The organism is Cupriavidus sp. PB-02 (genome assembly GCF_058252315.1).
On sequence record NZ_CM177694.1, the window covers coordinates 728,444 to 743,549 of the forward strand.

At 69.1% G+C, this 15,106-nt stretch carries 12 protein-coding genes and 1 pseudogene; 7 read left to right on the forward strand and 6 right to left on the reverse strand.

Features of this window, described 5'->3' with window-relative positions:
• Positions 1-69: 69 nt before the first annotated feature.
• Positions 70-3,456: a diguanylate cyclase gene (locus AC10V3_RS03490; RefSeq protein ID WP_349605681.1), complete on the reverse strand. Its 3,387-nt coding sequence runs from the start codon at positions 3,454-3,456 to the stop codon at positions 70-72.
• A 369-nt stretch (positions 3,457-3,825) separates the two neighbouring features.
• On the opposite strand from AC10V3_RS03490, the gene AC10V3_RS03495 reads away from it, so the two are divergent.
• Entirely contained in the window at positions 3,826-4,230 is a 405-nt protein-coding gene (locus tag AC10V3_RS03495; RefSeq protein WP_349605682.1) for a nuclear transport factor 2 family protein, read from the forward strand.
• A gap of 99 nt (positions 4,231-4,329) precedes the next feature.
• The gene (locus AC10V3_RS03500; RefSeq protein ID WP_349605683.1) at positions 4,330-5,217 is read left to right on the forward strand and encodes a c-type cytochrome; all 888 of its coding nucleotides are present in this window, start codon (positions 4,330-4,332) and stop codon (positions 5,215-5,217) included.
• Between the two features lie 3 nt (positions 5,218-5,220).
• Here AC10V3_RS03500 and AC10V3_RS03505 read toward each other — a convergent pair whose 3' ends face one another.
• Positions 5,221-6,267 carry an acyltransferase family protein gene (locus AC10V3_RS03505; protein WP_041681257.1) on the reverse strand — a complete coding sequence of 349 codons (1,047 nt, stop codon included), beginning with the start codon at positions 6,265-6,267 and terminating at the stop codon, positions 5,221-5,223.
• Between the two features lie 416 nt (positions 6,268-6,683).
• Between AC10V3_RS03505 and AC10V3_RS03510 the strand changes: the two genes are divergently transcribed.
• Complete coding sequence (locus AC10V3_RS03510; protein WP_022533794.1) at positions 6,684-7,148, forward strand: (2Fe-2S)-binding protein; 465 nt, start codon at positions 6,684-6,686, stop codon at positions 7,146-7,148.
• Positions 7,149-7,163: 15 nt separating this feature from the next.
• Positions 7,164-9,422 carry a xanthine dehydrogenase family protein molybdopterin-binding subunit gene (locus AC10V3_RS03515; protein WP_022533795.1) on the forward strand — a complete coding sequence of 753 codons (2,259 nt, stop codon included), beginning with the start codon at positions 7,164-7,166 and terminating at the stop codon, positions 9,420-9,422.
• Positions 9,423-9,458: 36 nt separating this feature from the next.
• Here the strand turns inward: AC10V3_RS03515 and AC10V3_RS03520 are convergent, their stop codons facing one another.
• Positions 9,459-10,262 carry an anti-sigma factor family protein gene (locus AC10V3_RS03520; RefSeq protein WP_022533796.1) on the reverse strand — a complete coding sequence of 268 codons (804 nt, stop codon included), beginning with the start codon at positions 10,260-10,262 and terminating at the stop codon, positions 9,459-9,461.
• Complete coding sequence (locus AC10V3_RS03525; RefSeq protein WP_022533797.1) at positions 10,249-10,881, reverse strand: RNA polymerase sigma factor; 633 nt, start codon at positions 10,879-10,881, stop codon at positions 10,249-10,251. Before AC10V3_RS03525 ends, AC10V3_RS03520 begins: the two co-directional genes overlap by 14 nt.
• A gap of 177 nt (positions 10,882-11,058) precedes the next feature.
• Here AC10V3_RS03525 and AC10V3_RS03530 point away from each other — a divergent pair.
• From AC10V3_RS03530 to AC10V3_RS03540, 3 genes and pseudogenes are all read left to right on the forward strand, one after another.
• Positions 11,059-11,947 (forward strand): annotated as a pseudogene (locus tag AC10V3_RS03530) (metallophosphoesterase family protein); the annotation flags it as partial.
• 3 nt (positions 11,948-11,950) lie between these two features.
• A complete protein-coding gene (locus AC10V3_RS03535) occupies positions 11,951-12,322 on the forward strand; it encodes a cupredoxin domain-containing protein (RefSeq protein ID WP_022533799.1) in 372 nt (123 codons plus the stop codon).
• Positions 12,323-12,539: 217 nt separating this feature from the next.
• A complete protein-coding gene (locus AC10V3_RS03540; protein WP_022533800.1) occupies positions 12,540-12,827 on the forward strand; it encodes a winged helix-turn-helix domain-containing protein in 288 nt (95 codons plus the stop codon).
• Positions 12,828-12,907: 80 nt separating this feature from the next.
• Here the strand turns inward: AC10V3_RS03540 and AC10V3_RS03545 are convergent, their stop codons facing one another.
• A complete protein-coding gene (locus AC10V3_RS03545; RefSeq protein ID WP_454751607.1) occupies positions 12,908-14,449 on the reverse strand; it encodes an MltF family protein in 1,542 nt (513 codons plus the stop codon).
• Between the two features lie 192 nt (positions 14,450-14,641).
• Positions 14,642-15,052: a hypothetical protein gene (locus AC10V3_RS03550; RefSeq protein WP_349605686.1), complete on the reverse strand. Its 411-nt coding sequence runs from the start codon at positions 15,050-15,052 to the stop codon at positions 14,642-14,644.
• Between the last annotated feature and the right edge of the window lie 54 nt (positions 15,053-15,106).

A 15,106-nucleotide genomic window follows, 5' to 3' on the forward strand; every position in this document is an offset into this window, starting at 1 on the left:
AGGTTCCCCTTAGATAGGCGAGGTGAGAGCCGCCGAATTTATCACGCCGCGCCAGCAGGCCCGCCGCCGTCAGGACATCTCCACATCCCGCGGCCCGCACGACTGCAGGAACGCATCCAGCGGCTCCGGCCGCCCGATCGCATACCCCTGCGCATAATCCACGCCGATCGCGCGCAGCGCGTCGAGCGTGCGTTCATCCTCCACCCACTCCGCCACCGTCAGCACCCCGAGCCGGTGTCCGATATCGTTGATCGAGCTGACGATCTCCCGGTCCACCGCGTTGTCGGCGAGCTGCCGGATAAAACTGCCGTCGATCTTCAGGTAGTCCACCGGGAACTGCTTCAGGTACGCGAACGACGACAGCCCCGAGCCGAAATCATCCAGCGACACCGTGCAGCCCGCGCGCCGCATCTCCAGCACCAGCCGGTTGGCCGCGGACATGTTGTTGATCAGTGCGGTCTCGGTGATCTCCAGCCGGATGCGGCTGGCGGGCAGCGCGCTCGCTTCCAGCTCGGCATGCAGGAAGGGTAGCAGGAACGGCTCGCCCAGCGAGTTGGCCGACAGGTTGATCGACACCGACAGCCCCGGCACCGCGCGCAGCCGCTCGCCGTAGCCGCGCAGCACGTGGTGGATCACCCAGCGGTCGATATGGCCCATCAGGTCGTAGCGCTCGGCCGCGGGGATAAAGGCGCCGGGCATGATCAGCTCGCCGTGCTCGTCGACCATGCGCACCAGGATCTCGATGTGGCGGGGCTCGCTGCCCTCATCGGCATCCTCGGGCTGCAGCGCCCGGATCTCCTGCGCGAACAGGCGGAAGCGGTTGGCTTCCAGCGCGGAATGGATGCCGGCGGCGATTTCCAGCTCGCGGTGGTGACGGCGCGCGTCGCTCTCGCCGCGGCGGTAGACCGAGACGCGGCTGCGGCCGGCGGCCTTGGCGGCGTAGCAGGCCACGTCGGCGCGGCTCATCAGTTCGCTGACCGGCGGCACGTCGAGGTCGATCGCGGCGATGCCGATGCTGGCGCCCACGTCGTAGACGCGCCCCTCCCACGGGAAGCGGCGGCCGCGGATGGCGTCGATCACGTCCTGGCACACCTGCTCGGCCTGGTCCACGGTGCAGTCCTTGAGCAGCAGCGCGAACTCGTCGCCGCCCAGGCGCGCCAGCACGTCGTCGGGCCGCACGTGGTTGCGGATCAGGTAGCCCAGCTCGCGCAGCAGCACGTCGCCGGCGCCGTGGCCGGCGGTGTCGTTGACGATCTTGAAGCGGTCCAGGTCGATAAAGCACAGCGCAGCGCGGTGGCCCTGCAGCCGCGCGGCATCGCAGGCCTCTCTCAGTCGCTTCTCGAACCAGGTGCGGTTGGGCAGGCCGGTCAGCGCATCGTGCATGGCCGAGCGCGCCAGTTCGCGCTGCAGCGCGCGCGCGGTGGTGATGTCCTGGAACACCAGCACCGCGCCCAGCACCTCGCCGCGCGCGGTCAGCACCGGCGCGGCCGAGTCCTGCACGTCGTGGCGCTCGCCGGTCAGGCTCTGCAGCACCGCGCCGTCCTGCAGGTAGGCGGGCACGAGCGTGCGCAGGCAGGCCTCGACCGGGCTGGGTATCGGGTTGCCGGTGGATTCGTCGACGATGCGGAAGACCTGCTCCAGCGGCAGGCCGGTGGCGCTGGCCATGGTCCAGCCGGTCAGCTGCTCCGCGATCGGGTTCATGAAGGTCACGCGCATGGCCGCATCGGTGCAGATCACCGCATCGCCGATCGAGCGCAGCGTGATGTGCAGGCGTTCCTTCTCTTCGAACAACGCCTCGGTCAGGTGCCGCTGCTCGGTGATGTCCCAGTTGGTGCCGACCAGCGCGTAGGCGATGCCGTCGGGGTTGCGGGTAACAGTCGCCATCGCGCGCACGTGGCGCACCTCGCCGCCGGGACGCACGATGCGGTATTCGGTGTCAAACGGGGCGTCGCCGCGGATGGTCTGGCGCATCTCGGCCCTGACGCGGTTGACGTCCTCCGGATGCAGCATCTCGATCCACTGGTCCACCACCGGCGCGCCCGCGGCGGGGTCGGTGCCGTGCAGTGCATGCATGCGTGCGTCCCAGGTAATGCCGGCGCTGGTGAAGTCCCACTCCCAGATGCCCACGCCGCCGGCTTCCACCGCCAGCTGGATGCGACGCGTCAGCCGTTCCAGTTCTTGCTGCGCCAACTTGCGGGTGTGGATGTCCTCGACCTGCGTGATGAAGTGCTGCGGCTCGCCGCTGTGCTCGTCGCGCACCACCGATACCGCCAGCAGCGCCCAGCGGTACTCGCCGTCCTTGTGGCGGTAGCGCTTTTCCCGGCGGTAGGACTCGACCTCGCCCGCCAGCAGGCTGCGGGCCGCGCGCAGGTCGTCGTCCAGGTCGTCGGGGTGGGTGATCTGCTGGAAGCTGAGTTCGCACAGTTCGTCCGCGCTATAGCCGAGCAGCTCGGTCAAGGCGCGGTTGACGGTCTGCCAGCGGCCGTCCCTGCCGACCAGCGCCATGCCGATCGCCGAATGCTCCATCGCCTGACGGAAGCGCTTGTCGCTGCGGCGCAGGCTGGCGGCGCCGTGCCGGTTCTGCTCGGTGAGGTAGGCGATGCAGACCGGGAACACCATGATCACCGCCGCCGACAGCGGCACCGGCTCATGGCCGTGGGCGGCAAGCATCAGCACCTCCATGCCCAGCGTGACCACCAGCGTCAGCAGCGCAGTGGCGAACGGGTTGCCGGCCAGCGCCACCAGCACCAGCGGCAGCGACATCGCCGCGAACGGGTCGTGGCCCTGCCACTGGGCGAAGGCGCCGAAGCCAAGGCTCAGCGCCAGCAGGCCCGCCTGCGGCGCCAGCAGCGGCCGCGCGAAGGCGGCACGCACGCGCGCGGCCGTCATCGACAGCATCATCGGCAGCAGCACCGCCATACCCAGCGTGCTCGACTGCCACCAGGTCCACCACACCGGCGCAACGGGGCTGCCATAGGCATGCGCGATGATTACGGCGCCGGCGCTGGCGCCCAGCGCCGGTGCCAGGATGCCGGCCACCGCCAGCATCACCGCGAAGGCGGCCAGCGGGCCATGGCGATCGAGCCCGGCATGCCGGTCCAGCAGGCGCAGCAGCCCGGCGGCGCACAGGATCTCGAACAGGTTGGCGCCGGACAGCATCAGCGCGGTGCCGAGGCTGTCGCCGGCGGCATGGTTGGCCAGCACGCCGGCGGCCAGTATGCCCGCCAGCAGCCAGGGCCCCTCCCCGCGCGGGCGATGCAAGAGCAGCCCCAGCCCGAAGGCATTGGCCAGCCAGATCGCCGCTACGGTGCCGGGCAGTCGCGCCAGCCAGAGGCCCGCCGCCGCCAGCACGAAAAAGCCGGTGCCCGCCAGCAGCAAGGGCTGCCAGCGGCGGCGCGGCGGAGCGGGGAGGGCGGTGGCGGCCTGGTGGCTCGGTGGGGCCGTGTCGGGCGTCATGGACGGGAGTGGTGCGAAGGCGGTGATGATGGGTTGGGAGGATGTCGGCAGCGTCGGCGCGCCCCGGGCGGCTTAGGCCGCCGGCCGCGCGCGGACGCACTGCCGGCCAGCGTAGAGCGGAATGTAACGGAGGTGGGGGGCTCGCCATAACAGGGACAGCGGGCAGGTGGGGGCGTTATTTGCCACTGGTGTTCAGGGCGATTTTTTGGTAGGAGGTGTCCGCAAGCTGGGCTTCGAGCTTCGCTGTTCCCCCCGGTAACCCCACCAATAACCTCACGGGTAATCGCGCCGCGGCGGCGCCGCGACCATCATGCAGCCATGGCCTGACGCCAGCCTTTCAGGATTCCCAACCAAGACCAGGAGAACGCCATGTCCGCTGCCATCCAAGCCCAAGCCACCCCCGCTGCCGACCTCGCCACCCTCGCCGACCGCTACCTCGCCGCCTGGAATGAAACCGATGCCGCGCGCCGGCGCGAGCTGATCGCGCTGGCGTGGACGGAATCGGCAAGCTATGTCGATCCGCTGATGCGCGGCGACGGCCATGCCGGCATCGACGCCATGATCGCCGCGGTGCAGGCGAAATTCCCCGGGTTCCGCTTCACCCGCGTAAGCCCGGTCGACGCGCACGGCGAGCACCTGCGCTTTACCTGGGAACTGGGCCCGGCTGGCGAGCCCGCGCTGGTGGTCGGCACGGACTTCGCCACCGTGTCGGCCGACGGCCGGCTGGCGCGCATGACCGGCTTTATCGACCGCGCCCCGGCCGGGCTGGCCTGATCGGAGCGATCCCCGCCGCTTGGTGTCCTTCCCCACAGACAGCCCCCCGGTCCCTGGCCGCAAGCTGCTGAATCCAGGGCGGCGGACAGGGGAAGGCAAATGGCGCGTTTTCTGCGAGTGGCGGCGTTGGGGCTGGCCGGCACGGCCGTGGTGGTCGCCGCGGTGGCTTATGCCGCGGTGTGGGTGGGCGAGCGCAAGGCGGCGCGTATCGTGCCGGTCAAGGTGACGCCCGTGGCCGTGCGCGAGGACGCCGCCGCGATCGCCCACGGCAAGTACCTGTATGAGTCGCGCGGCTGCATGGAGTGCCATGGCGCCGGCGCCGGCGGCAAGCAGGTGTTCGACGATCCCAGCGGCCTGAGCGTGCGCGCGCCCGACCTGACGCAGGGCAACCCGGACATCGCCGGCTACCGGAACGTGGACTGGGTAAGGAGCATCCGGCACGGCGTGGCGCCTTCGGGCCGCCCGCTGCTGATCATGCCGAGCGAGGACTACAACCGCCTGAGCGACGAAGACCTGGGAGCGCTCGTGGGATATCTGCGCAGCCTGCCGCCGGGCATGGGCGCGCCGGCCGATATCCGCCTGTCGTGGATGGTGCGCGCGCTGTACGGCGTAGGCGTGGTGCGGGATGCGGCGTCCAAGATCGACCACAGCCTGCCGGCGCAGCCTGCCATGGTGCCGACGGCCTCGGCGCAGTACGGCGGCTATGTCGCCAATGCCTGCCTGGGTTGCCACGGGCACGATTTCAGCGGTGGCAAGATCCCCGGGGCGCCACCGGACTGGCCGCCCGCGGCGGACCTGCGACCGGTCTCGGGCGGGGCGATGTCGCGCTACGGCCAGGCCTCGGCCTTTATCGAGATGATGCGCAGCGGCAAGCGGCCCGACGGCACGCAGCTGAGCCGCGTCATGCCTTTCGATTCGTTCGGGCGCATGAACGATACCGAGCTGACGGCGCTGTACCTCTACCTTGCCGGCATGCCGCGCAAGTAAGGCTCAGCCGCGCGCCAGCCGCCGGCCGGCGGCGATGCCGGGCAGCTCGACCCAGCGGTGCAGCAGCAGCGCCAGGCCCAGCGCCAGCGCCGCGTCGATGGCAAAGCGCAGCAGCTGCAGGCCGGTCTGGTCCGGCGTCAGTTGCGGCATCAGCCGCTTGACGCCCTCGATCACCGTGGGGTGGGTCAGGTAGAGCGCGAACGACAGCTCGCCCAGCCATACCAGCGCCCGCGGCACGCGCAGCACGCCGGCGTGCTCGGCCGCCACCACGCCGGCCAGTAGCAGCGCTGCGGGCAGGCCACGGCCGATCAGGCTGAAGTCCGGCCCGACCAGCGGCAGCGACAGCGCGAACGCCGCGCCGCCGATCGCCAGCATGCCCAGCGCGATCGCGGGCGTCAGCAGGTGGCGCCAGCGCGCATAGGCCCACGCCAGCCCGCAGCCCAGCAGGAACTCCAGCACCAGCGGATTGCTCGCCATCGCCAGCCACGGCGAGGCTAACGGATAGCCCTGCGCGGGATCGGCCACCAACGTGCCGAAGCGCCACCACGGCAGCACCAGCGTGGCCAGCGCGAACAGCGCCAGCACCACCAGCAGCGCGCGCCGCCCGGCCAGCAGCAGGCCGAGCGCAAAGGCCCCGTAGAACGCCAGCTCATAGTTGAGCGACCAGCCCACATACAGCACCGGATAACCGTAATAGGGCGCCTGCGCGGTGGAAGTCGGCAGGAAGACCAGCGATGCGGCGAACGCCGCCGGCGTCACCGGGTTGAGCAGCAGCGCATGGATCGCCGACATGGTCCAGTACGGCGGCGCCAGCCGGAAACCGCGGCGGATGAGGAAGCTGAGCGGGCGCTCCGGCCTGGGCCGGGCCAGCACCGCGACCCACGCGATGATGAAGCCGCTGATGACGAAGAACACATCGACGCCGACATGGCCGCGCTTGATCACGTTGTCGGTCAGCCAGCCGAGCACCGGCGCGTCCGGGCCGCCGAGCGCAAGGCCCGAGTGGAAGACCACCACGAAGGCAGCGGCCAGTCCGCGCAGGGCCTGGATGCTGTCGAGCCGGGTGAGGGTGGGGGACTGGGTCGCGTGTGCCCGGACTGCAGATCGGGCCGGCGGTGATGAGGCCCGTGGCGTTGATGCGGTGCCGGCCCGGGGAAGGTGGTGTTCTGGAATAGTCGACGGCACTGTTTCAGCGTAGCGAATCGAAAAGCGATGAATCCATGACTGACAGCGGCCCGTTGCACAAAGTTCGTGCAAAACGGATCGGGGCGCAGGGTAGAGCGCACCGCGTCCGGCAAGGTGACCGGAATTGCACTATCCTCACCTGTCCCTTGCGCCAGGCTGCGGCGCTCGGGCCGTGCCCCCGCCACACTTGCGCAGCCGTCAGCGCCGCTTGTCGGCGCCGATTGCGGTGGCCGGAGCACCCGTAGGAACAAGCGGGCAACGTACCCAAGGAGTGTCCCCCCATGACCACCCTCAATATCAACGTCAACGGCAAGACCCGTGAAGTCGACGTGGACCCGTCCACGCCACTGCTGTGGGCGCTGCGTGACAACCTCGACATGACCGGCACCAAGTTCGGCTGCGGCATGGCCGCGTGCGGTGCCTGCACCGTGCATGTCAACGGCCAGGCCACGCGCAGCTGCGTGACGCCGGTATCCGCCGCCGCCGGCGCGCGCATCACCACCATCGAGGGCATCGCCACCGACAAGGTCGGGCGCGCCGTGCTCGACGCGTGGATCAAGCACGATGTCGCGCAATGCGGCTACTGCCAGAACGGCCAGGTGATGAGCGCCATCGGCCTGCTGCGCACCAAGAAGCGCCCCACCGATGCCGACATCGACCAGGCCATGGCCGGCAACCTGTGCCGCTGCGGCACGTACCAGCGCATCCGCGCGGCGATCAAAGACGCCGCCCGTGCGCTGGCCTGAGCGGGAGAACTGACTATGCGAATCCGAGGCATCGAGGCACTGGCCGGCGGCCAGGGCGGCAATGATGGCGAAGCGCGTCAACACGGCGGCATCGCCACGCTGGACCGCCGCAGTTTCCTGAAGCTGACCGGCCTGGCCGGCGGCGGGCTGGCACTGGGCGTGGCGCCGCTGGCGCAGGCGCAGGACGCGGCCAGGCCCAGGACCACAGCGCCGCCGCCGCAGGCGTTCCTGATCATCGCGCCGGACAACACCGTCACCGTGGCCGTGAACCGGCTTGAGTTCGGCCAGGGCGTGCACACCGCGCTGCCGATGGCGCTGGCCGAGGAGCTGGACGCCGACTGGCGCAACGTGCGCGCCACGCTGGCACCGGCCGGCGACCCGTACAAGGACCCCGCCTTCGGCATGCAGATGACCGGCGGCTCCACGGCGCTGAACCACTCGTTCGAGCAATACCGTGAACTGGGCGCGCGCGCCCGCGCCATGCTGGTGGCGGCGGCCGCGCAGCAGTGGAAGGTCGATCCGGCCAGCTGCAAGGTGGAGCAGGGCGTCATCACGTCCGGCAGTCATCGCGCCACCTTCGGCGAACTGGCGCCCGCGGCGATGGAGCTGCCCGTGCCGCAGCGGGTCACGCTGAAAGACCCGTCGCAGTTCCGCATCGTCGGCAAGCCCACGCCGCGGCTGGACTCGCGCGGCAAGATGGAGGCGACCACGCCGTTCGGCATTGATACCCGCCTGGACAAGATGGTGGTGGCGGTGGTGGCGCGCCCGCCGCGCTTCGGCGGCAAGGTCAAGAGCTTCAACGCCGACAAGGCGCGCGCGGTGCAGGGCGTGCGCGGCGTGATGCAGGTGCCGGTCGATCGCGGCGGCAGCGGCGTGGCGGTGATCGCCAGCGGCTACTGGCCGGCCAAGATGGGCCGCGATGCGCTCGATATCCAGTGGGAAGACGCGGGCTCGAAGGTGTCGTCGCAGGCGCTGTTCGACGAGTACGCGAAGCTTGCCGCGCAACCGGGCACGGTGGCGCGCCCGGGTGAGGGTGATATCGGTGCCGCCATCAACGGCGCGGCGCGCAAGATCGAGGCGGACTATCGCTTCCCATACCTCGCGCACGCGCCGATGGAGCCGCTCAACTGCACGCTGCAGCCCGAGGTTGCCGGCGGCAAGGTGCAGGCGGTCAAGGTATGGGTGGGCTCGCAGTTCCAGACCGTCGACCAGGCCGCGATCGCGCGCACGCTGGGCCTCGCGCCGGACAAGGTCGTGCTCAACACCATGATGGCCGGCGGCGGCTTCGGCCGGCGTGCGGTGCCGACCTCCGACTACATCGTGGAAGCCGCCAACGTACTCAAAGCCTGGGTCGCGGCGGGCCACGCCGAGCCGCTCAAGGTGATCTGGAGTCGCGAGGACGATATCCGCGGCGGCTACTACCGCCCGCTGCACCTGCACCGCGCCCGCATCGGGCTGGATGCGCAGGGCAAGGTGGTGGGCTGGCAGCATACCATCGTCGGCCAGTCGATCCTGAAGGGCACGCCGTTCGAGGCCTTCATGGTCAAGAACGGCGTCGACGCCACCATGACCGAAGGCATCGTCGAGAACGACTACGACCTGCCCCTGCAGATGTCGGTGCACCACCCGCAGGTGGACGTGCCGGTGCTGTGGTGGCGCTCGGTGGGCAATACGCATACCGCCTTCGTCAAGGAAACGCTGGCCGACGAAATGGCCGCCGCCGCCAAGCAGGATCCGGTGGCATTCCGCCTGGCCCGGCTCGACGAGAAGAAGCACGCGCGCCACCGCGCCGCGCTGCAGCTGGCGGTGGACAAGTCCGGCTACGGCAAGCGCAAGCTGCCCAAGGGCCATGCCTGGGGCGTGGCCGTGCACGAGTCGTTCAACACCGTGGTAGCCTACGTGGTCGACGTCTCGGTGGTGAAGGGCGAGCCGCGCGTGCACCGCGTCACCGCCGGCGTGCATGCCAACCGCGTGGTCAACCCGATGTCGGCCGAAGCCCAGATCCAGGGCGCGTGCATCTTCGGGCTGGCCATGACCAAGCCGGGGTTTGCCATCGAGATCGAATACGGCGCCGTGAAGAACAGCAACTTCCCGGACTATCCGCCGCCGCGCATCACCGATGCGCCGGTGGTGGACGTGTTCTTCGTGCCCTCGCAGGAGAATCCCACCGGCCTGGGCGAGCCCGGTGTGCCGCCGCTCGCGCCGGCGGTGGCCAACGCGCTGTTCACGCTGACGGGCAAGCGCCAGCGGCAATTGCCGTTCGTGATGGCGTAGGCGGAGCGGGCAGTATGACCGGCGGCGGTGCGCACGTCATTGCGTGCTGCCGCCGGCCATTCGCCATGCCTTGCTGAAGCGTTGCAGGTCGGCCCCCGAGGCATCGGTCACGGCCCAGTAGTCCATGCCGCCTGCCTGCCAGTGCGCGATCTGGTAGCCCTGTCGGGTCAGGGTGCCGTCAAGGTCCAGCGCTGCCTCGCGCGTGCCCGCGCCGCGCAGCACGAACACATCGATCGGATGCTGGTTGCGTCGATAGACCAGCACCGCCACCCGCTGCCCATGGATGTAGTCGAGCCGTCCGCCGACGAGCGGAAAGCCCTCGGCCGCCATGTCATGGACCGGCGGCGCGTAGTCGAGCCGCCCGTTGAACCACGGCTTGACCGTGTGGCGATCCGTCGATGCCACGTCGACGGCGTGGTCGGCGATCAGCGCGCGCACGTGGCTGCTGACCACCTCCCGGGCCAGGGCGTCTTGCGGGGAATCCCGCAACATGAACAAAGTCAGCCCGAACGCCATCGATGCCACGGTCAGTGCCGCCAGCCCGGCGTTAACGGCCGGGCGCCAGGCAAACCACTCAAGCCAGCGTCGGCGTGATGCCTCACCACCTGCCGGAAGGCCGGCCGCAGGCAGCGCGGCAGCGATCCGGGCGCGCAGGGCGGGATTTGCGCGATGATAAGTCGCGCCTTCCCGTACGGCAGTGCGCAGCGCGCGCAGGCGTCCCAGTTCGGCCGAGCACGCGGCACATTGCGCCAGGTGCTGCTCCAGGCGCAGGCTTTCCGCCGCGCCGAGTTCGTCGTCGGCGCACGCGGGGAGCAGTTCGCAAACCTCATTGCAGTCCATGACCTGTCTCCCTGGCGGGGTGCGGTGCCGGCGCCAGCCCAGCGGATGGCGGGCGTGCGTGTGCCGGCGCTTGCGCCGTGCCCTGCTGCTGCAGCGCCGTCACAGCCGCCGCCAGCATCCGCCGCCCGCGCGCCAGCCGCGACATGACCGTGCCGATGGCGATATCCGCGACGCGAGCAATGTCGCGGTAGGGCAGTTCCTCCAGTTCGCGCAGCACCAGCACTTCGCGGTAGGCCACCGGAAGCTGCTCCAGCGCACGGTGCACCAGACGCACGTCTTCCTGCCGCAGCAGCCACTGCTCGGGGCTGTCCTGGCCATCGTGCCAGGCCGGCAAGGGCTGGTTCTCGTGCAGGTCGTCATAGCTGCACACCTCGCCGGCGGACTTGCGCTTCTGGCAGGCGGTGAACCACGTATTGCGCACGATGGCCAGCAGCCACGGGCGCGGCTGGTCGCCGTGGAAACTGCCAAAGAGCCGGTAAGCGCGCAGGAAGGCTTCCTGAACCACGTCGTCGGCCTCGCTGGCGCTGCCCGACAACCAGCGCGCGAGGTTGTAGGCGGCGTCCAGTTGCGGGAGCACCAGTTCATCGAAGCGGCGGCGATCGTCGGATGCGTGCTGCATGCGTGCCTCGGTCGGTTTGTGCGCCGGCGCCGGTGGCGCACGTCCCGGGTATACCGGGGTTCCACTCAGTTTATTCCCGGTGCGGACGGATTTTTGCCGGATCGGCATTACCGGGAATAAAGCCTCCCGCAAGCCGGTATGACAGGCACATCCCTGCAACCATGCGACGGAGGCACCATGGACACACTGAAGCGACGCGATTTCCTGAGGCTGGCAGGCGCCGCCGGCGGCGCGGTCTTTGCATCGGGCCTGCCGGGCTGGGCCTTTGGGCGCGATGAGGATTTCTACTTTGTCCAGCTTTCGGATGCGCACTGGGGCTTCCAGGGGCCGGCCAACCCCGATGCGCGGGGCACGCTGCCCAAGGCCATCGCCGCCGTCAATGCGCTGCGCCAGCCGCCGGACTTCATCATGTTTACCGGCGATCTCACGCACACTACTGACGACCCGCAGGAGCGCAGGCGCCGCCTGCGCGAGTTCCAGTCGGTCATTGCCGGCCTGGGCGTCAGCACGATCCACCTGATGCCGGGCGAGCACGACGCCAGCCTCGATGCGGGTGCGGCCTACCAGGAGCTGTTCGGGCCGACGCACTACACCTTCGATCACAAAGGCGTGCATTTTGTCGTACTCGACAACGTGTCCGATCCGGCGGGGCGGGTCGGGGATGCGCAACGCGCGTGGCTGGCGGCGGACCTGGCGCGGCAACCAAAGGGCGCGCGCATCGTGGTGTTCACGCACCGCCCGCTGTTCGACCTGTATCCGCAATGGGACTGGGCCACGCGCGACGGTGCGCAGGTGATCGACACGCTGATGCCCTATCCGAACGTGACCGTGTTCTACGGCCATATCCATCAGGAGCATCACCACATGACGCGCCACATTGCGCACCACGCCGCGCGCTCGCTGATGTTCCCGCTGCCGCCGCCGGGCTCGCAGCCGCAGCGCCTGCCGGTGCCATGGGACGCCGCGCAGCCCTATCGCGGACTGGGCTGGCGCGAGGTCGAAGCGAAACCGGCGCCGGGCGCGTTCGCGCTGGCCGAGCAACCGATCGCGACCTGAGCCGGAGCCCGCCATGAATTCATCGCTGCTCGGCCGGCGCACGGCGCTGGGCTGGATGCTTGGCCTCGGCGCGGCCATGCTGGCCGGTGCCGGCCGGGGCGATGCGGCTGCGCCGCGCGTTATCCGCATCCATGCGCGCAAGTTCGTCTTTACCCCGGATCACATCCCGCTGCGTGCCGGCGAGCCGGTCGTATTCGAACTCACGGCACAGGACGTGATCATGGGCTTCAGCGTGCCGGATTTCGGCGTGCGTGCCGACGTGGCGCCGGGCGTGACCGTGCGTTTACCGGCAACGGCGCGCGGCCGCGGCAACTACGGCTTCCTGTGCGACATCTTTTGCGGATCGGGGCATGAGACGATGAACGGCATTATCGAGGTCACATAGGCGAGATCACACCGGCGGATCACACAGGCGCCGCCTGCCGACCGCCCTGGCCGGCCTGCGGGCCTGCGGCAGCGTGTTGTAATCGCGCAGCCCATAGGCTGCTCTATTGCCTTTGCCCCGCGAGCCGCGTAGAACGTAGGAAAACGGCGCCTGGAGAGGGCCGGCAGCCGCCCGTCATGCGCGGCAAAGCACAATGCCAGAGGATCGAGGTGTGGCCATGGAGACCCAAGAGAGCGCGCTGACGCTTGCCCTGATGACCCAGCCCGCGCGGGCCACGATCTGCCGCGCGCTGCTGGAAGCCGGCGAGGACGGGCTGCCCGCCGCCGAGCTGGCGCGACTGGCCGGGCTGAGCCTGCCGCGCGCCGCGCACGTGTTCCAGGAACTGATGCAGGCTGAAGTGGTGGCACTGTCCATCCGCGAGCGCCAGGTCTGCTACGTGCTCAAGGCCCGGCGCGCGGTACGCGACGCGCTGGGCTATATCGACGGCAGCGGCCTGGCTGACTGATCCTCGCGACCTGACCGGACGCATGTTGCTGCGGCCAGGCTCCACATCCTTCACGCCAGCGCGGGCGCCAGCTCGGTTGCCTACTGCTGGACCTGCTTCAGTGCCCGCTCACGCGCGGCCTGCCTTTCCTGCATGAGCCGGTATGCCGCGTAGTACTTGAAGATGTTGCGCACATAGGTGGTGGTTTCGATGCCGATCTTCTCCGCCACCACGATCTCGACATTGTTGAACCACTTGTCGGGATCCAGCCCGCGCGCCGCTGCCTCCTTGCGCATCTTGGCAATATTGCCCGGCCCGGCGTTGTAGCTGGCGAAGGCGAACAGGGGGCGGTTGGATTCCGAGAAGTGCGCGTCGGGGAAGTACTTTGTCATCAGCCGGTCCATATACTTGGCGCCGGCGTGGATGTTGGACTCGACCATCTGGATGTTGCCCACGTTCAATTCCTTGCCGGTGGCGGGCATGATCTGCATGATGCCGACGGCGCCCACACGGCTGCGCGCCTGCTGGTTGAGCTGTGATTCCTGGAAGCCCTGTGCCGCCAGCATCAGCGGGTCGAAGCCATAGTCCTTGCCGTACTTCTCGAAGAAGGCAACGGTCTGCTGGAAGCGCTTGTATTCGGCGTCGTCGGTGTTGTTCTTGATCTGCTTGATCCGGCGCATGGATTGCTTGAGCAGGTATTCCGCCACGCCCTGCTTCTTGACGTGGTTGACATAGAAATCGTCGATCGCCTGCCGCAACTGTGGACTGTTCTTGCGGAAGGCCCAGCCGACATAGCCGCCTTCGCGCACGGCGAGGTCCTGGTGCACCTTGATGTCAGGCAGGATCTGCGCCCACATTGCCGCCTTCCAGTCATCGACCACGACGATCGCCAGCAGTCCCGCATTGACCATCTCGAGCACGTCTTCGTCTTCGAGGGCATCGGGCAGCATCACCAGCTGCATTGGAGCCTTGCCGGACTCGCGCAGGCGATTGTTCAGTGCGGTCAGGCTTTCGTAATAGCTGCTCGCGCGGCGCACGTGGACGGTCTTGCCCGCCAGGTCGTCCAGGCTCTTCAGCGCCGGTGACTTCGGGCCGGTCACGATCAGCTCGCGCACCGGCTTGCGGTCACGCGGCGCGGCAAAGTCGACCAGCTTCAGCCGCGCTTCGGTCTCGGTCAGGTTGCCGGCGGCGATATCGCCCAGGCCCGCCGCCAGGTCGGGCAGCAGGCGGTCGCGTGTGGTGGGGATGATGATGACGGTGAGGGGGCGCTTGCCAAGGCGGTCGGCGTAGGTCTTGTTCAGGTAGCGCTCGAAGGCACGCACCAGCTCTGCCGTCAGTCCGCGCTCATGGCCTTTGTCGCTGAAGTAGAGCGTGCGGCTGTATGGCACCAGCACGCGGATGACGCGGCTGTTGAGCATCGTGTCGAAATCGCCCGTGCGCGGCTTGTTGGCCAGACTGAGGCCGCGCGGGGCCGCGGGAGCTGCCGTGCCGGCCGCGGCTTTCGCAGCGGGGGCCGCCGCGGGTGCGGACGCCGGTGCCGGCTTCTGCTGCGCTACGGCATACGTGCTGCACAGGCTGAACGCGCCCATCAGGCCGGACAGGAGCAGGCCTGCTAACCAGTGGTGCGGGCGAACGACGGGCATGGCGGAGATGGCAAGCCGGGCGGAAAGACGCGCGACTCCCTCATATCGAGTCTAGGCGCGATCCTGCCTGTTACAAGCCGCCAGCATCCGGAAGCTGCCGAGGGGGCAATGGAGGGGGAGGGAACAAAAGGCGAAGGGCGATAATGAAAAGTGGCCGGCTGATGCCGGCCACTAGTTCCGCGGCGGCTGGCGCTATTGCTTTGGCGCAGCCATTTCCTGCTTGGCGGTAGCGTCCGCAGCCTTGTTTTCGGTCTTGCGCTCCTGCTTGGCCGCGCCGACGTCCTGCTTGTACTCGCCCTTGGCCGCCTTCTTCTTGGCCTTGTACTCGGCCGAGGCTTTCTGGCGTGCCTCACGGCGCTCGACCAGTGGATCCTTTGGCGGTTCGATCTGGGTCACGCCGGGCGATGCGCCTTGGGAGCCTGCCGCGGCGGCAGGGACGGCCGGGGTTGCCGGGGTGGCCGGCATGCCCTGGGCGGCCGGGGTTGCCGGCGTGGCAGGGCTGGCCGGCGTCTGGGCAATCGCCGTGGCGCAAGTGAGGCCTGCCAGTCCAGCGGCAATCGCGCCGACGATCTTGGGAAGGCGAGCGGGCTGTTTTCGATTCATGGAGAACCTCCAGAGTTGTTGTCGTAGGCGCCGACAGCGGTTGTCCGGCACGAC